Origin of the sequence: Salisediminibacterium halotolerans (assembly GCF_003814815.1) — a bacterium.
GTDB classification, from domain to species: Bacteria; Bacillota; Bacilli; order Bacillales; family Salisediminibacteriaceae; genus Salisediminibacterium; species Salisediminibacterium halotolerans.
On record NZ_RKQQ01000003.1, the window covers coordinates 1 to 15718 of the forward strand.

18 protein-coding genes are annotated in these 15718 nt (G+C 43.5%); 9 read left to right on the plus strand and 9 right to left on the minus strand.

What is annotated here, in order from left to right:
* Positions 1 to 379: 379 nt before the first annotated feature.
* From EDD67_RS05690 to EDD67_RS05700, 3 genes are all read left to right on the plus strand, one after another.
* The gene (locus EDD67_RS05690) at positions 380 to 835 is read left to right on the plus strand and encodes a MarR family winged helix-turn-helix transcriptional regulator (RefSeq protein WP_093075287.1); all 456 of its coding nucleotides are present in this window, start codon (positions 380 to 382) and stop codon (positions 833 to 835) included.
* Entirely contained in the window at positions 832 to 4257 is a 3426-nt protein-coding gene (locus tag EDD67_RS05695; RefSeq protein ID WP_121439832.1) for an efflux RND transporter permease subunit, read from the plus strand. The genes EDD67_RS05690 and EDD67_RS05695 overlap by 4 nt, the downstream gene beginning before the upstream one ends.
* A 192-nt stretch (positions 4258 to 4449) precedes the next feature.
* The gene (locus EDD67_RS05700; RefSeq protein WP_158638212.1) at positions 4450 to 5073 is read left to right on the plus strand and encodes a TetR/AcrR family transcriptional regulator; all 624 of its coding nucleotides are present in this window, start codon (positions 4450 to 4452) and stop codon (positions 5071 to 5073) included.
* A gap of 34 nt (positions 5074 to 5107) precedes the next feature.
* Here the strand turns inward: EDD67_RS05700 and EDD67_RS05705 are convergent, their stop codons facing one another.
* From EDD67_RS05705 to EDD67_RS05720, 4 genes are all read right to left on the minus strand, one after another.
* Positions 5108 to 5794 (minus strand): Crp/Fnr family transcriptional regulator, encoded by a 687-nt coding sequence (locus tag EDD67_RS05705; RefSeq protein WP_121439830.1) that lies wholly within the window; start codon positions 5792 to 5794, stop codon positions 5108 to 5110.
* 106 nt (positions 5795 to 5900) lie between these two features.
* Entirely contained in the window at positions 5901 to 6104 is a 204-nt protein-coding gene (locus tag EDD67_RS05710; protein ID WP_121439829.1) for a YvrJ family protein, read from the minus strand.
* Positions 6105 to 6170: 66 nt separating this feature from the next.
* The gene (locus EDD67_RS05715) at positions 6171 to 6386 is read right to left on the minus strand and encodes a DUF2922 domain-containing protein (protein ID WP_093075274.1); all 216 of its coding nucleotides are present in this window, start codon (positions 6384 to 6386) and stop codon (positions 6171 to 6173) included.
* Positions 6387 to 6406: 20 nt separating this feature from the next.
* The gene (locus EDD67_RS05720; RefSeq protein ID WP_093075272.1) at positions 6407 to 6622 is read right to left on the minus strand and encodes a DUF1659 domain-containing protein; all 216 of its coding nucleotides are present in this window, start codon (positions 6620 to 6622) and stop codon (positions 6407 to 6409) included.
* 96 nt (positions 6623 to 6718) lie between these two features.
* Here EDD67_RS05720 and EDD67_RS05725 point away from each other — a divergent pair, with 96 nt between their 5' ends.
* The 3 genes from EDD67_RS05725 (at position 6719) to arsC (ending at position 8259) form a co-directional block, all read left to right on the plus strand.
* Positions 6719 to 7342, plus strand: coding sequence for a pyroglutamyl-peptidase I (locus EDD67_RS05725; RefSeq protein ID WP_121439828.1), 624 nt, complete (start codon positions 6719 to 6721; stop codon positions 7340 to 7342).
* Between the two features lie 4 nt (positions 7343 to 7346).
* Positions 7347 to 7769, plus strand: a complete 423-nt coding sequence (locus tag EDD67_RS05730) for a GIY-YIG nuclease family protein (RefSeq protein ID WP_121439827.1) — start codon at positions 7347 to 7349, stop codon at positions 7767 to 7769.
* 70 nt (positions 7770 to 7839) lie between these two features.
* Positions 7840 to 8259 (plus strand): arsenate reductase (thioredoxin), encoded by a 420-nt coding sequence (arsC, locus tag EDD67_RS05735; RefSeq protein ID WP_121439826.1) that lies wholly within the window; start codon positions 7840 to 7842, stop codon positions 8257 to 8259.
* Between the two features lie 33 nt (positions 8260 to 8292).
* Here arsC and EDD67_RS05740 read toward each other — a convergent pair whose 3' ends face one another.
* Positions 8293 to 8583: a 4a-hydroxytetrahydrobiopterin dehydratase gene (locus tag EDD67_RS05740; protein WP_093073779.1), complete on the minus strand. Its 291-nt coding sequence runs from the start codon at positions 8581 to 8583 to the stop codon at positions 8293 to 8295.
* A gap of 228 nt (positions 8584 to 8811) precedes the next feature.
* Between EDD67_RS05740 and EDD67_RS05745 the strand changes: the two genes are divergently transcribed.
* Positions 8812 to 9807, plus strand: a complete 996-nt coding sequence (locus EDD67_RS05745; RefSeq protein ID WP_162843788.1) for an EAL domain-containing protein — start codon at positions 8812 to 8814, stop codon at positions 9805 to 9807.
* A gap of 26 nt (positions 9808 to 9833) precedes the next feature.
* Positions 9834 to 10412: an NAD(P)H-dependent oxidoreductase gene (locus tag EDD67_RS05750; protein WP_121439824.1), complete on the plus strand. Its 579-nt coding sequence runs from the start codon at positions 9834 to 9836 to the stop codon at positions 10410 to 10412.
* Positions 10413 to 10440: 28 nt separating this feature from the next.
* Here the strand turns inward: EDD67_RS05750 and EDD67_RS05755 are convergent, their stop codons facing one another.
* From EDD67_RS05755 to EDD67_RS05770, 4 genes are all read right to left on the minus strand, one after another.
* Complete coding sequence (locus EDD67_RS05755) at positions 10441 to 12186, minus strand: B12-binding domain-containing radical SAM protein (protein ID WP_121439823.1); 1746 nt, start codon at positions 12184 to 12186, stop codon at positions 10441 to 10443.
* The gene (locus EDD67_RS05760) at positions 12183 to 12968 is read right to left on the minus strand and encodes a hypothetical protein (protein WP_121439822.1); all 786 of its coding nucleotides are present in this window, start codon (positions 12966 to 12968) and stop codon (positions 12183 to 12185) included. The genes EDD67_RS05755 and EDD67_RS05760 overlap by 4 nt, the downstream gene beginning before the upstream one ends.
* Positions 12969 to 13085: 117 nt before the next feature.
* Entirely contained in the window at positions 13086 to 13319 is a 234-nt protein-coding gene (locus tag EDD67_RS05765) for a hypothetical protein (RefSeq protein WP_093073769.1), read from the minus strand.
* Positions 13320 to 13412: 93 nt separating this feature from the next.
* The gene (locus tag EDD67_RS05770) at positions 13413 to 14579 is read right to left on the minus strand and encodes a KamA family radical SAM protein (protein ID WP_121439821.1); all 1167 of its coding nucleotides are present in this window, start codon (positions 14577 to 14579) and stop codon (positions 13413 to 13415) included.
* Between the two features lie 270 nt (positions 14580 to 14849).
* On the opposite strand from EDD67_RS05770, the gene EDD67_RS05775 reads away from it, so the two are divergent.
* Positions 14850 to 15704, plus strand: a complete 855-nt coding sequence (locus tag EDD67_RS05775) for a MurR/RpiR family transcriptional regulator (protein ID WP_093073765.1) — start codon at positions 14850 to 14852, stop codon at positions 15702 to 15704.
* The last annotated feature ends 14 nt before the right edge of the window (positions 15705 to 15718 follow it).

Below are 15718 nucleotides of genomic sequence, written 5' to 3' on the forward strand. Positions count from 1 at the left end.
CTCGGCGCTCGCCCGCGGACTAGTAAGACACGGCGAAGTCTTTTTGAGCCGATGTCGCAGTGATACCTTCAGGTGAAAGAAGCCGGACGATGCGCCGTCATCCGTTCCTTTTAATATGACATCTAACGATGTCATGACTTTGTCAACACTCTGCAGCGTATGTTGGTACGCTGTTAGTGACATCATGATTAAACGAAGTTGCTTTATAATGCTTATGATCCCGCGCAGCGAAGTCTGCGCGGGATTTTTTGAATTTGTTTAAATACTGAGTTATGCCAAGGTTGATTATAAGTTGCGTTTCAATTGACACTCATTTATGCATTCGATATAGTTTAATAAATTAACAGTTAAGATGCTTAATTAATTATGGAGGTGTGTGATGAAAACAGATGAAATTTTTGCACAGATCGAAGAAAACGTGATCGATATCAGCTTAGCCTTAAATCACCGGTTCAATTCCGAAATAGATAATGATTTAACTCCGAATCAACAGCTGCTTTTATACCTTGTCGGTAAAAAAGGAGTTCGTCATGTTAAAGATTTAGCTTATTATATGAGTGTATCGGCCAGCGCCATCAGTCAAATGGTTGCCAAATTGGAACAGGACAGCGTGATCCAGCGGGAGATTGACGAAACAAACCGCCGCAGCACGGTGCTCAGACTGGGCGAACGGGGACAGACATTGATGGATGAAACGGACATGCGGCGAAGCGCAATCATTAACGACTACTTACTTAAAATGAATGAAAAAGATTTATTGGAAATAAACAGCGCTCTTAAGAAACTGTATACGATTATAAGAGAAGAGGAATTAGAGAGAGGCGATAGACGATGAGGAATCTCATAAAATTTTCAATTGGCAGGCCGGTTTTTACGTTAGTGACGATGACTTTATTTATCTTGCTTGGTGCGGTGTCTTTAACAAATATTCCGTTGAAACTTATACCAGAAATTGATCCGCCTGTAGCTGCTGTTGTCACAAGTTATGATGAAGCCGGTCCGCAAGAAGTAGTTGACGGTGTATCAAGACCAATGGAAACGAGTTTATCAACAATCGAAGGACTTGAATCGATCAATTCGATTTCAATGGAAGGTTCATCTTTAACATTGCTCGAATTTTCATGGACAACGTCGATTGAAGATGTAGAAAACGATATTATTCAAAACATGAATCAAACAGAATTGCCGAGCGGTGCAGGTTCGCCGCAGTTTTTAAAGTTTGACCCGTCGCAAATTCCGATTATTCAAGCGTCGATATCAACCATTGATAACGACAACGATAATTTAACCGAACAAGTTAATGAATTAGAGACCGATTTACTCCAAGTGGACGGGGTAGGAAGCATTGATTTTATGGGCGATGCCGCTGATGAAGCAGCCGTACGGCTCGATCAGGATTTACTGGAAGAAAACAACTTAACCCAGGAGATCGTCGTTCAAACGCTGCAGTCTCATAATGTAACAGCCCCCGGGGGTGTAGTTGAATCCGGGGAGGCGGAAATATCGACGCGTCTTTTGTTTGAAATGAATTCGGTTGAAGACATCGAAAACATTACATTAACTGAAGATCCAGAAGACGGTGAAGACGTTACCGTCGCTGATGTTGCCGAGGTCAGCATCGCACCGGAACCGACCGATATGATCACACGGACGAACCAGGACGACGCGATTATGCTCAGTGTTCAGCAGCAGGCGGATGCCAATACTGCTGATGTATCCCGGGCGTTTATCAATGAATTAGACTCCTTGCTTGAAGATGATCAATACAGCGATCTTGATGCATCGATTTTGTTCAACCAAGGTGAATATGTTGATGAGGCCATTTCTAATGTAGCGCTTGCGCTTATTGCCGGGGGATTCATCGCTATGGCAGTTCTGTTTGCCTTCTTGCGCAATTTTAAAACACCGTTGTTAATCGGGATTGCGATTCCGTTTTCCGTTATTGTAACGTTTGTACTGCTTTATTTTTCGAATTTCTCCTTAAATATCATGACCTTGGGCGGCTTGGCACTCGGGATCGGTATGCTGGTCGATAATTCGATTGTCGTAATAGAAAATATTTACCGACATTTGAATATGAAAAAAGATCCGAAACAAGCTGCATTGGATGGAACAAAAGAAGTGGCGACAGCGATAACAGCCTCGACACTCACGACGATTTCCGTTTTCCTTCCGGTCGTTTTTATTGCCGGCATTGTCGGGAATCTTTTCCGTGAATTTGCTTTAACTGTCGCATTTAGTTTGCTCGCTTCCCTTCTGGTAGCTTTAACGGTCGTTCCGATGCTCGCATCGAAATGGCTCAGAACACCGCGGGCCGATGTCGAAACGGAACGCCGGAAATCCCGGTTTGTCAAATTCTTTGATTCATCAGCGAGATGGTCGCTGCGTCACCGGTTCACCATTGTCTTGTTAACGCTGTTGCTCCTTGTTGGCGGGGGCGCTGGTGTAACGACGGTCGGCACTGAATTTTTGCCGGCGACAGATGAAGGATTTTTCCAAATTGATGTTGAAAACGAATCGGGCACTCCGCTTGAGTCAACATTTGAAGATATGGAAGAGATTGAAGCGATTTTAGATGATGAAAATGATGTTGCCCACTACACAGCAGTGACCGGGTCCTCCGGAGAACAAGGACCGATGGCAGGTCAAGGCGGCAGCGGCCATGAAGGTGTCGTTTATGTCTCGATGGTGCCCGTGAATGAACGAGAACGAAGTACAATGGACTTTTCAGAAGATATTCGTACCGACGTAGAACGAGCTGCTCCGGATGCTGAGATCTCGATCACGATGGATGCATCGTTTGGTTCAGATCCGAATACGTTCAGTTTTGATTTAAGCGACAGCAATCCGCTGCAGCTTGAAGAAGTTTCTGAGGATCTGCTTGAGCAGTTTGAAGATATGAGTGAATTTACAGAAGTGACAAATACGCTGGAAGAAACGGTCCCAGAGCTTCAGCTCAATATTGATGATGATGAGGCGCGCGAGGCAGGGTTAACCCCTGCAGAAATTGCTTCGCAAGTCGAGCAGATGACCGGAGGAGCGCTTGCAACGCAAATTGTCACCGAAGAAAATGATGTTTATAATGTGATGGTCCGTTACGAAGAAGAATTTACCGAGACAGAGGAAGATTTAGAAAACCTCCTGCTGCAAACGCAGGATGGAGATTATATTGCATTAGGCGAGCTTGCAGAATTTGATGAAGGTGAAAGTCCGGAAGAAATCCAGCGAATTAATCAAGAAGAGTCTGTGCAGTTCGATCTGACCTTCGGTACTGACTATAATCTCGGGGAGATCAATACGATCGTGCAAGATGAAATAGATGAATACGGACTTCCGGATGAAACATCGATCAGCTACACCGGAGATCAGGAACTGCTTGAAGATGCAGTCAATGATTTAACGTTTGCATTGATTCTAGCGATCGTTTTCGTTTATCTCGTCATGGCCGCTCAGTTCGAATCACTGAGATATCCATTTGTGATCATGTTCAGTGTACCGCTCGTCGTGATCGGGGTGGCGATTGCTCTGACGTTAACGCGAACGCCGATCAGCGTTACAGCATTTATCGGTTTAATCGTGCTCGTCGGGATTGTTGTTAATAACTCGATTGTGCTCGTGGATTATATTAATCAGAGAAAAGAAGCTGGTTTTAAAAGTGCAGATGCGATAATTGAAGGTGTGAAAGACCGCGCACGCCCAATCTTAATGACAGCATCAACGACGATTCTTGCTTTGGTGCCACTTGCGCTCGGCTACGGCGAAGGGTCAGAAATTCAGCAGCCGCTGGCCATTACGGTTATTGGCGGGATGATTAGTGCGACATTTTTGACACTGGTTTTGATCCCGGTACTTTACAGTTTCATGGATAAAGAAACCCGTTTTATGAACCGGAAGTATGTAACCCCTGACGGTCAGCTGATTCCTGCTTATTTGATGGAAGAGCGGTATTCAGATGAGACAGGTAAAACGAGAGGTCGCTATATATCAGATGAGAAAGAGGATATGAGCGAATATTACCGGCCGGCCGAGGACGTTCCGGAAAGCGGACAATTGGTTGACGTAGAAGAAGACAGAAGCGGTGAACAACCGAATGAAGCCTCTCAATCAGATGATCCGTTTATGTACGATGAAAATGTTGTCGACCGTTTGCCGTCGCGTAAAGAAAAACATCGCGCTGATGATTTGTCGCAAGAAGAGATATTGAAAAGGCTTGAATCGATGATCGAAAGAAACAAAAACAGACGCGATGACGAGTAACCTTATAACAGTGCAGTCATCAAGGACAAAGAGAGAACCTTACCAGGTTCTCTCTTTGTGTTTTATTTCACATAATCGTCATCGAAATGCAGATAGTTTGGCACATTTCTTTCACAAATCTTTCGGCGGAATGCGGTAAAATAAAGGCAGGAAAGAGTAGCGGACCGTTAGTGAGAAGAAGGAGAGATGAATATGGATATGCCAGCAGAAAGTCCATTGTCGACCGAAGAACGGATTATGCTGACGGCGATCGATTTAATGGAGAGAAAAGGATTCAAAGCAGTAACGACTAAAGAAATAGCCCATGCATCGGGTTTTTCAGAAATGACTGTGTTCCGAAATTTCGGTACGAAACAAAACATTCTTGAACGTGCATTTGAAACTTACAGCAATCATATCGATATCGAACATGAAATAAAAAATAAAGTGGAATATAACTTGTTTGCTGATTTAAAAAAAGTCGCTCAAGTATTTCAAAACTACCATGCTGACAATAGAAAGATGTTTTTAATCGGTTTTCAGGAGCGCAATACGAATCCGAATTTAATTTATACAATGGCTGAAAATCCCCGGGAATTAAAGCGTTTCCTAATTGATTATTTTGAAGAGATGAAAAAACTTGGGCGCGTGCGCACGAGCATTGACAGCCATGCGCAGGCAATGAATTTTTTATGGATGAATCTGGGTCATTTCTTTTCCGGTCATATTGCCGGTCAGAACGTCGCCGAGAAAACGGTTGAACTTGACGATTTTATCGAAAATGCAGTTGAGGTTTTTTCTTACGGACTGCGGCCGGATTGTCCGGACATGAAATAAAACAACCCTCAGGTTGACTGAGGGTTGTTTTTGTTTACAGTTTGCATGTTTGATGATTGCACTGATAACAGCCGAGTTCTTCAGCCAGCCGTTCAAGGTTGTAAAGCACGATATACTTTGATTGCACAAAAAGAATTCCCGCTTGATTGAGCCGGTTGAGAATGCGGTTAATGCTTTCACGGGAAAGACCGATATGATCAGCAATCTCTTGATTGGTCACTTTTTTGTTAATTAATATCCCTTGTTCAATATTCACGCCGTACTCGTTAGCCAGCCGAATAAGAACGGCATAAACCGCTTGCCGGCTGCCGCAAAAAATATAGTCGCGGCATTGAGACAGAAGCACTCCGTTTTCGGCGTTGAGCTGCTTGAACAATGCGACCGCAAACTCATAATCGTGCGCTGTTAAGTTCTCGACGTCAGTGATTGGCAGGCGCAACAACCGGCTGTCTTCTATGCTGTCCGCCTGAAAAAGTGAAGGAATAGGGTTGAAAAGGTGTGAAGCAGCTAACAGCTGGCCCGGGCGCTTCTTTTCGAAAGTGAAGACTTTGTCTTCGGCAGACGGTTTGCTCAGCTGCACTTCACCTTGTCTGATAAAATAAAGGTATTGCGGGGGCTCGCCTTCGCGAATGATACACCCGCCTTTAGGGACCGTAATATCGGCGGCTGAGGCGCTGAACACCCTGTAAACTTTATCATTTTCGCCAGTTTTTCCGGACATAAGACAGCTCCTCTGTAATTTATACCGTTGAAATGAAACTTCGACTATTACAATAGCATCGTGAAAAGACTGTGCGCGGTGCTTTAAGCGAAGATTTTATTACAATTCATTGATACCAGTCATTTTCTTCTTCAATCGGCTGAACGTGATACGAACTTGAGCCGGCACGTTTTAGAACTGTTTCTTGAAATTTTAATTCATGTACGGATGCATTTAATGTATCGAGTTTTTGCTCAACTCTGTGAAGTAAATAAAACGAGATCGCAGCCGGAAATCCGAAATCACCGATCGCGCTGAACCATATGTCCATACGGCATGCTCCTTCGTCAACAAAACCGGCTGGATAAAGGCTCCAGCCGGTTTACATTTTGGCTTGCTAAATTTCGATGACCTCGACGGTTCGTTCAACAATGCGAGCGTGCCGTTTTTTTACGACGTCTCCGTCTGTTGATGTGAAAATATTCTGATCGATGATTGTATCCATGACTTCGGATACCTGCTCAGCGTTCACCGGCTCAACCGGATGGTCAAGCCCGACCGTGACATTTTTACCGCCTTCATTGTAAAATAACATTTCAAGACGTTTGGACATTGGATTGCCTCCTTTATGCGTTATTCTTGCGTTAAGTCATACGTGTTGCTGCGCTCAATCGCGCTGAGTTCTAACGTTTGCAGCTGAGCCATTTGCGAGAAAACGGCAACAATGCTGCTGTTATCAGCTTCTGTTTTAATGTTTCTGAAATGGCGGAACTGTTCGATAAGTTCGCCGTTTTCGTCTTCACCGGCATGAAGAACTAGTGTAATGCGTGAGTCTTGTGCGTTATTCATTATCTCACCCCCTTTCACCAAACAAGTACGAAGAAAGATGTGAAAAAGGGGGTAGAAGTCACAAGATGATCAGCCGAACGACAAAGGAGGAAAAGAATGAAAATATTAATCAGCGGATTTGAACCTTTCGGCGGGATGAAAACGAATCCCGCGATGGAACTTCTGGATGAAATAAAAGAAAAATCGTCCGATCAATTGGAGATTTATACAATTTTGCTCCCGGTCGTTTATTCAGAATGCGGCGAGAAGCTCGTTGAGAAAATAAAAGCCGTTGAGCCGGATGCAGTGATTGCTCTAGGAGTAGCCAAAGGAAGAGCGAGTATGCAATTCGAACAAATTGCAATTAATATGGAAGATGTCGGAAGCGAAAAAGAAATCGCCGATAATGCGGGTGATACACCGAAAGGCCGTGCGGTCATAACGAATGGTCCGGACGGTTATTTTACAACGCTGCCGATTCGGCATTTAAATGCTGTTTTGCGTCAAAGCGGTGTACCGTCAGCGATTTCAAACAGTGCGGGGACATATATTTGCAATACGACAATGTATCATATGCTCCATTATGTGCGCCGGGCTTTGAAACCGATCCCGGCAGGATTCATCCATGTTCCTGCGGTACCAAGCATGGCGGTAAATGAACCGCACATACCAACGATGACGCTTTCTGCACAATTACAGGGACTGCAAGCGGTTCTCTTGGAATTAGAACGGATGGAGTAAACGAATGGAACAAGCAAACAGCACTTTATATGTCGTATGGCTGTACGTCAGTCAAGAAAAGCAAATAACGATCGGGAAAAAAGGAACGTTTTCGTTTCCTAAAGGGCATTATCTTTATATCGGCAGCGCCAAACGCGGCTTATCTCAACGATTGCAACGCCATTACCGGCTTAATAAGAAAAAACGCTGGCATATAGATTATTTTCGCGAGAACGCTTCGTGGCGTCATAGCTGGGCGTTTCAGGAAGCAAGCGGAGAGTGCGCCCTGCAAAAGTATACTGCTGATCTGCTGAAAGGAGAATATCCAGTTCCTTCGCTCGGTTCCTCCGATTGCTGCTGCCCGGCTCATTTAATTAAAGTGCCGGAAATGTCGAAAACAAAAGGCGACTTGCTGTCGAGATTCTGGCATGAAAATACTTTTACGTAATCTTAAAAATTCAAGCATTCAGGTTTTGGTATACTTTAGTTGTTACAAATTAACGATGGAGGGGTTAATTATGAGCAAACCGGTTATTTATTTCTTGTGCACAGGTAATTCCTGCCGAAGCCAGATGGCAGAAGCTTGGGGGAAATATTATCTCGCGGACGAATGGGAAGTGTATTCAGCAGGAATTGAAGCCCACGGTGTTAATCCAAAAGCTATTAAGGCAATGAAGGAAAAGAATATTGATATTAAAGGTCAAACATCAGACATAATAGATAAGGAGTTATTGCAAAGCGCTGATTTTGTTGTGACGCTTTGCGGTCACGCGGATGATGTTTGTCCGGCAACACCGGCGGATAAGAAGAAGGACCATTGGGGATTTGACGATCCGGCGAAAGCAAGAGGAACAGATGAAGAACAATGGGCAGTATTTCAGCGTGTTCGCGATGAAATCGGTGAACGGATTAAAACCTTCAAAGAAACGGGAAAATAAATAAGACCGGCGTATTATGCCGGTCTTACTTTATTACATGAACTTTTTCGACGTTTCATCGTAAGCATGCGCAGATTCAAAATCTTTTTGCGTTAACCCGCCTTCATCGAGTGTGCTTAACGCGATTGTGACGTTTTTATGATCGATTGTAATATGCGGATGATGGTCGCGCAATTCTGCAAGATCGGCAACGGAATTTACAAATTGAATTGCTTTAGGAAAAGTCGGCAGGTGATACGTTTTCGTGATCCATTTTTCTCCGCTCAGTTCCCAGCCTTGCGAGTCTTGAATGTTCGCTTCAACTTCCTCTTTTGTTAAGATCATTGCGATTGCCTCCTTTATATTGAATGAATATTCTAACTTCATTCGCAAATTCATCATATCAAATTTCAATTGTTATGCAAGAAAAGCAGCAAAGATTTTTTTGAAGACGAGTTTGTCACAACAAATACGGGGGTATATAGAACCATATATAATGCGAAAGATGGTGAGTAAATGGAACCGTGTACGTTTTGTCAACGCACATTCCCGATCAATACAGAAGGGAAATTAATGATTCGTGCCAATCGGAAACTAGAGAGAAAATCTATTGAAGAGATATTTATGGACGTTGAGAATAAGACGTACAATTTTGAGCGAGATGCTTTATTTGTTCCATACGGTTCGCTTGAACAGTTACATACGTTTGTGACCCGACTGACAGGCAGTTTAACCGGCGGCCAAATCGAGGAAACAGAAGGCAATGTCATCGGCAGTGAAGATCAGAACAGCTCTGTATATCCTGTTTATCCTATAAAGGAAATGGCATTGCGGATTGATCATCCGCTTTATACCGAAATTATTCAAAACCGGCTGTTTCAATCGTTCATGCAGCCGATTGTCAGCGCGGCGGATACAAACGTTTACGGTTATGAGTTTTTATTGCGCCCTAATAGCGATGATTATCCTTTTTCACCCGGGGAGTTATTTCAGTTTTCCACCCGGGCGGGCATGCAGTCGATGCTTGACAGTCAAGCCCGGGTAAGTGCGATTCAGAAAGCATCGGAAGAGCTTGATGATGAGAAAGCCGTTTTTATTAATTTTTTGCCGTCGACCATTTACAGCCCATCATTTTGTTTACGAACGACGTTTGAAGCGGTTAAAAAATATGCGGTAAAACCGGAAAACTTGATTTTTGAAGTGGTGGAAACAGAAAAGATCGCCGATTTCAGTCATTTAGAAGCAATTTTTGCTGAATATAAACGCCACGGCGTAAAAGTTGCTTTGGACGACATCGGATCAGGGTATGCAACGGTTGATGTGTTAAAAAAATTGACGCCCCATTTTGCGAAAATTGACCGTGAATTAATCCGGGATTGTCACCTTAGCCCGTCGAAACAAAGCAAGATTAAGCAAATTGCTAAAACGGCAGAGGAGATCGGGACGAAAGTGCTTGCTGAAGGGATTGAAACGGAAGAAGAGTTTTCTGCGGTAAAAGGATACGTAGATTTGGCCCAAGGATATTATTTTGGCAAACCTGCTGCAAAACCAGCTTCTGCCGTATATTAAGAATTTTGTAAAGGAAGGGGCAGTTTATGAAACATAGCTTAATTTTGTTTATGCATCCGTCCGCCGCCAGTTTTAACCGTGCGATTTGTGAACGGATTAAATCGGCGCAAACGGATGCAGGCAACTCCGTTGACGTTCGGGATGTTTATCAATTGTCATTTGATCCGGTTTTAACGCAAAAGGAATATGAAGAATCGCTGGAAGGGATATATCCGCAGGATGTAATGCAAGAACAGGCGTATATCGATGCTGCCGATGAAATTGTTTTTGTCTTTCCGGTCTGGTGGGGAGGCTTTCCCGCATCGGGCAAAGGATATATCGATCGAGTGTTTTCATACGGTTTTGCCTATGAATTGAACGGGGAAAAACCGCTGCCGAAACTGAACGGTAAAACCGCTTCGCTCGTATTTACGACAGGAGCTCCTGACAGTGAATGGCACAATTCCGGTTTGCACGAATCGATGGTTCATCTGATTGATGCATCGACGTTGCAGTTTTGCGGACTTAAACTTACGAATACGATTCATTTAGGAAATGTTATTCAAGCCAGTGACGGTGAACGCCGGCAGATGCTTGACGATGTTTATCATGCGTTTTACACTTAAATTCAAATAAAAGCCGCAGCAGGCACCGTTAATCCGGGCTTACTGCGGCTTTGTTCATCGAAAAAGAATGAACAGACGGTTCAATAAGATCGTACCGAATATAAGACAGATAGCTGCCCTCGTTTATTTCCCCGGTTTGCAAAAATCTTTCCCAGTCAAACACCGATTTCACAGCAATGCCCTTTTTAGCAATAGCTTTTTCGGCAGTCCGGTTTCCCGCTTGAAATGAAGGCATCTGGTTAATACGCTCGGTAAAATAAGTCGTTTCTTCATTTGTCCAGTCAGGTTCTCTCCACCATAAACGTCGGGGCTTTTGTTTGAAGTGCAGCAAATAATCAAGTTTCATCATGTCTGCCGTTATCAGATCGCCAATCTCAGCCGTATCTATAAAACGCTTGAGGCGGTGAAACAAGTCGGTAAACTGGTGACCGATTCGGCTGTATCCTTTTTCTTCCCAAAGGTCGCCGAATTGTTGAAAGAAATCGAAAGGGGAATGAACGGATCGGTTCATCAAGTCAGTCATCGTTAAATCAAAGCGCCGGCTGTTCCAATATTTTTCTAATACATCCTCAAGGCGCTGAATCCGCAAAATATCATCAAATGGCAGCACGTTGTTTGATAAAATTTCATAAGGCGCGTGGTCCATAAACGCATAGCCATAGTGATCAGCCATCTCTCTCATTCCGGTTCCGCGGAGCATTTTTAAAAAACCGAGCTGCAATTCTTCCGGCCGCATTGCAAAGACATCATTGAAGGTTTGCCGAAATGAGTCGTAATTTTCTTCCGGGAGTCCGGCGATTAAATCAAGATGCTGGTCAATTTTTCCGCCTTCTTTAATCTTTTGCACTGTTCGGGACAGTTTGTTGAAGTTTTGTTTTCGTTTAACGATTGCATTGGTTTCTTCATTCGTTGATTGGACGCCGATTTCAAACCGAAAAATCCCTTTAGGAGCATTTTCGTTTAAAAAATCGAGCACTTCCGGGCGCATAATGTCAGCTGTTATTTCAAATTGAAATTGGCAGCCTTGATGGTTGTCGATTAAAAATTGAAATATTTCAAGCGCATATTCGCGGTTAATATTAAACGTCCGATCAACGAATTTAATCATTTTTGCGCCGTTCGCAATTAAATAAAGCAAATCCGCTTTGACGTCTTCAAGCGGGAAATAACGTACCCCTTGTTCCAGCGAGGATAGGCAAAATTGACATAAAAACGGACAGCCGCGGCTCGTTTCAAAATAAACAATTCGCTTGGACAGATCAGGGCGATCTTCAGAAAACCTGTAAGGTGTCGTAAGCGATTGAACATCGAGATTGCCCGCGGCAGGGCGGTGGCGGATTTTTGTATCTTTACGGTAAGAAAGGTTTGTTGCGTCTTCAAATGATGACTTGTCGCGCAAAGATCTTAACGTCGTAAGAAACGCCTCCTCACCTTCACCGCGAATAACCGCATCGACTGACGAGTGTGCAGACATCCATTCATGTGTGTCATAAGATACTTCCGGACCGCCGAGAATTATAAAACAATCAGGAAGAATTTTTTTAATCATACTCGTAATTTGCAGCGTTTTATCAATATTCCATATATAGCAGCTGAACCCGAGCACGTCTGGTTTTTCTTCATACAAATCGCGAACGATATTCATATCAGGGTCGCTGATTGTGTATTCTTTCATCGTTATTTTAAACTCAGGTTCAGCAGCAGCTTTTAATAAGCGAAGCGCAAGGTTTGTATGAATATACTTTGCATTAAGCGTCGAAACGACCGTTTTCATGATGAAAAATCTTCTCCTTTCTCGAGTTCAATCACAAAAGAAAAACGCCATTCAGGGAGATTCGCTGAGGTGCGTTCGATTGCCAAGTCAAGCGGGAATTCCAGCTCGCCGGCAAATTCTAATTCCGCAAGTCGTCCGCCGTTTAATTGTTCAACACTTGAAAACTGCGGATAAATCTCCGTGTTCTCCTCAATAATCGTAAATAAATACTCCTGTTCCCTCTTAGCATCCGGATGATCATCTTGAAACATGAATGAGAGCTGTCTGTTTTTGATCGCGTAATCTTCGACAGCTAAATCGCCTAAGACTATTTTGTCTTTATCGTGATCAAGCGTAAATTGGTATCCGTCTTCAAACAGGCTCGGAATCATATAAAACGGGATTAAAAAAAAGCTGCTCCTGTTATTTGACGGGGGAGGAGTGATGTCTAAAGTGATACCGAGCTGATCGTCTCTCAGTTCTTTTGTGAATAATCGGCTGTTGCTGATATTCGTTTCCGAGAGTTTAAAATAAAGGTCGTTTTCATCTGTAATATACGACGGCCATTGAAATTGATAGTCGTCGGCAGCAATGGCCGACTCGTCTTGATGTTCCGCTTTAAAGCCGAGCGTTAAAGCTTCCGAGCTTTGATCGAATCCTTCGTAACTCAGCTTGAGCGGCTCTTGTTCAATTTCATTTTGCACCGGGAGGGAAGCAGATTCATTTTCTTCATTTGTATCCTCAGCAAAAATGCAGCCGGCTAACAATATTGTAAAAATCGAAAAAGGGAGAGGAAGTTTCATATTGAATTCCTTTCATGACATTGTACTGCTATTGTACTAAATGATGCAGCCCGAATGACAGCTTTTTAACAATAAAAATGACCGTTTCAATTGAAACGGTCACAGTAAATTTGTGCATTATGCCGATATGGGCTCTTCGTCGATCGGCTGCTCAATCTCGACGCCGCTTGCGCTGTTATTAACGGCGCCGTCACCGCCGCCGGGAATCATCGGCAGCAGATAATTGGCGATGAAGAAAAGGATAATAAGTGTGATTAACGTAATAAATCCGTATTTAATAAATGTAGCTCCGACCTTGCCGGGTTCTTTACGTTTTTCGATTTTTTCTTCGGTTCTGTGTTCATCTCTCACAGGAAACACCCTTTCTAACGTTGTTAGTGGGGAAGTTTCCCGGCGGGAACATTTTTAAACATTTTAAACTAAAAACGACAGAAAGTGATTGTACTACAATTGCGGACTTTCTTTTTCAGCGATTTTTTGATTGGCGCCTTCGAAGTCTTCCCATTTCTTTTTCGGGGCATTCCAGTGCGCATCGTTACCCGGAAGATCGTCAAACCATGTGGCGTCCTCCGGGCAGTCAAGCACCATGAATTTTCCGTATTCTGCATCTCTTGATTGATGGTATTTCAAGTATGCTTTTCCGTCTTCGATTGCAAGAATTTCAATTTTTCCGGATGTATGGCTCATCGACAGCCGGACGCGTTTGCCGAGTCCCGATGTTTTTGCTTTCGCTTTTTCGACAGCGTCGTAAGCTTCTTTTAACGTAAGGACAAAATCATTATTGCCCGCCACCGGCCGGTTAATAAAGAAATAGTACGGAGTAACGCCTGCCCAGGACAACCTGTCGAGCAGCTCGGCTAAATCATCCGGGTCGTCATTGATTCCGCGCAGAACAGGTGTCTGATTGACGACAATCGCACCGGCTTGATGAAGTGCATCAAAACCGCGAATCGCCTCAGGTGTAATCTCATTAGGATGATTAATATGCGCCATGACATATATGCGCTGTTCAGGCTTAGAATACTCGCTGATTAGGTCAAGCAACGCCTGATCCTCATAAATGCGCATCGGATTGAATACTGGCATTTTCGAACCGAGACGAATAACCTTCACATGAGGAATGTCTCTAAGCTGTTCAATGATGCCGCGCAGTTTTTTCGTCGCTAAAATGAGCGAATCTCCGCCGGTTAACAGCACATTCGAGATCTCCGGATGATTTTTAATGTACTCGATCCCCGGCTGCACATCAGACATCGCTTCTTTAATGTCATTTCGAAAAAGGCGTTTTCGAAAACAATACCTGCAGTAGGCGCCGCAAACTTCTGAAACGATCAATAAGGCCGTTTCGTCGTATTTATGCTGGCACCCGGGCACGACATAATTTGTATCTTCGTCAGAGGCATCCCAGCGGCCGTATTCTTCCAGTTCACCTTCATTTGGAATGACGAGCTTTCGGATCGGATCTTCCGGATCACCCCAATCGATTAAGCCTAAATAATATTCATTGACGCGGAAGACGAATTTTTCGGTGATTTGTTTTAAATTTTCTTTTTCTTCATCAGACAGATGCGGCACCTTTTCAATGTTCATGATGTATTTCGGCTGTGCCATGTATCATCATCCCCCTTATAATAAGCTACTCTCATTTAAACACAGCCGGCATAACAGGTCAAAAATGGAAGAAAACCCTTTCATAATAAACAAATACTGAAAGAAGGGTTTCATTTTATTCTCTGACAACTCTTTACAAAGCGATGCGACTTCATTAAAATGAAAGATAAATTTCATCAGAGTGAAATTATGGAGTTATTTTAAGGTGTGCATGTCTGACTGATTTTCGTTACGATGAAATATAACAGGACGGAAATCGGGAGGGAAGCCATGCTGGAAAGTGATGTATTACAACAAATTATCCAATCGCGAGAAACAATGAGCAAGTCGCACAAAAAAATTGCCGGCTATTTAATCGATAACCACGAAACAGCTCCGTTTTTAACGGCTTCAAAACTGGCCAAACATGCGGGAGTCGGCGAAGCAACAGTTATCCGCTTTGCTTATCAGCTCGGATACGCCGGTTATCCGGATTTTCAGCGTCATTTGCAAGAGGCATTGCAGCGCAAAATGACATCAGCGGAAGTTCTTCGGCGGACAACTGATGAAGATAATGATGCCGAGGACGCGGTGACGGAGGTGTTGTCTGATGATATGCAAAATATCGATAACACGTTGAAGCAGATCAATACACAAACGTTTGAAGCGGCAGTGAATGAAATGATTCAAGCAAAAAGGATTTATATCATCGCTTATCGCAGTGCGGCAAGTATCGGCGGATTTTTAGAATTTTACTTGGACTTGGTTTTGCAAAATACCGAAATGATTCATCAGGCTGACGGGGTCAGTGAACATCTTTTAGATATCGATGAGCGGGACTTAGTGATCGGGGTAGGATTTTCCCGCTATACAAAGCGGACGGTCGAGGTGATGAAGTATGTGAAAGAAAAACGGGCGAAAACCGTCGTTATTTCCGATCACATGTTAAGTCCGCTAGTACCTTACGGCGATTATAACTTATTAGCTTCAACGGAAATTAATTCATTTATCGATTCCTATGCGGCGCCGATGAGCATCGCGGGCGCGTTAATCACAGCGCTGACACGCTCAGAGCATAAAAAAATTGAAAAGCGTCTGCGGGAATTGGAGAGTTTATGGGAAACGTTCGATGTATTTTACAATTAAAAAGCGCACCGGCT

What these genes read in the sequence shown, in the direction of transcription:
- EDD67_RS05690 (WP_093075287.1), top strand. Translation starts at nt 380, where the DNA reads ATGAAAACAGATGAAATTTTTGCACAGATCGAAGAAAACGTGATCGAT.
- EDD67_RS05695 (WP_121439832.1), top strand. Translation starts at nt 832, where the DNA reads ATGAGGAATCTCATAAAATTTTCAATTGGCAGGCCGGTTTTTACGTTA.
- EDD67_RS05700 (WP_158638212.1), top strand. Translation starts at nt 4,450, where the DNA reads ATGGATATGCCAGCAGAAAGTCCATTGTCGACCGAAGAACGGATTATG.
- EDD67_RS05705 (WP_121439830.1), bottom strand. Translation starts at nt 5,794, where the DNA reads ATGTCCGGAAAAACTGGCGAAAATGATAAAGTTTACAGGGTGTTCAGC.
- EDD67_RS05710 (WP_121439829.1), bottom strand. Translation starts at nt 6,104, where the DNA reads ATGGACATATGGTTCAGCGCGATCGGTGATTTCGGATTTCCGGCTGCG.
- EDD67_RS05715 (WP_093075274.1), bottom strand. Translation starts at nt 6,386, where the DNA reads ATGTCCAAACGTCTTGAAATGTTATTTTACAATGAAGGCGGTAAAAAT.
- EDD67_RS05720 (WP_093075272.1), bottom strand. Translation starts at nt 6,622, where the DNA reads ATGAATAACGCACAAGACTCACGCATTACACTAGTTCTTCATGCCGGT.
- EDD67_RS05725 (WP_121439828.1), top strand. Translation starts at nt 6,719, where the DNA reads ATGAAAATATTAATCAGCGGATTTGAACCTTTCGGCGGGATGAAAACG.
- EDD67_RS05730 (WP_121439827.1), top strand. Translation starts at nt 7,347, where the DNA reads ATGGAACAAGCAAACAGCACTTTATATGTCGTATGGCTGTACGTCAGT.
- arsC (WP_121439826.1), top strand. Translation starts at nt 7,840, where the DNA reads ATGAGCAAACCGGTTATTTATTTCTTGTGCACAGGTAATTCCTGCCGA.
- EDD67_RS05740 (WP_093073779.1), bottom strand. Translation starts at nt 8,583, where the DNA reads ATGATCTTAACAAAAGAGGAAGTTGAAGCGAACATTCAAGACTCGCAA.
- EDD67_RS05745 (WP_162843788.1), top strand. Translation starts at nt 8,812, where the DNA reads ATGATTCGTGCCAATCGGAAACTAGAGAGAAAATCTATTGAAGAGATA.
- EDD67_RS05750 (WP_121439824.1), top strand. Translation starts at nt 9,834, where the DNA reads ATGAAACATAGCTTAATTTTGTTTATGCATCCGTCCGCCGCCAGTTTT.
- EDD67_RS05755 (WP_121439823.1), bottom strand. Translation starts at nt 12,186, where the DNA reads ATGAAAACGGTCGTTTCGACGCTTAATGCAAAGTATATTCATACAAAC.
- EDD67_RS05760 (WP_121439822.1), bottom strand. Translation starts at nt 12,968, where the DNA reads ATGAAACTTCCTCTCCCTTTTTCGATTTTTACAATATTGTTAGCCGGC.
- EDD67_RS05770 (WP_121439821.1), bottom strand. Translation starts at nt 14,579, where the DNA reads ATGGCACAGCCGAAATACATCATGAACATTGAAAAGGTGCCGCATCTG.
- EDD67_RS05775 (WP_093073765.1), top strand. Translation starts at nt 14,850, where the DNA reads ATGCTGGAAAGTGATGTATTACAACAAATTATCCAATCGCGAGAAACA.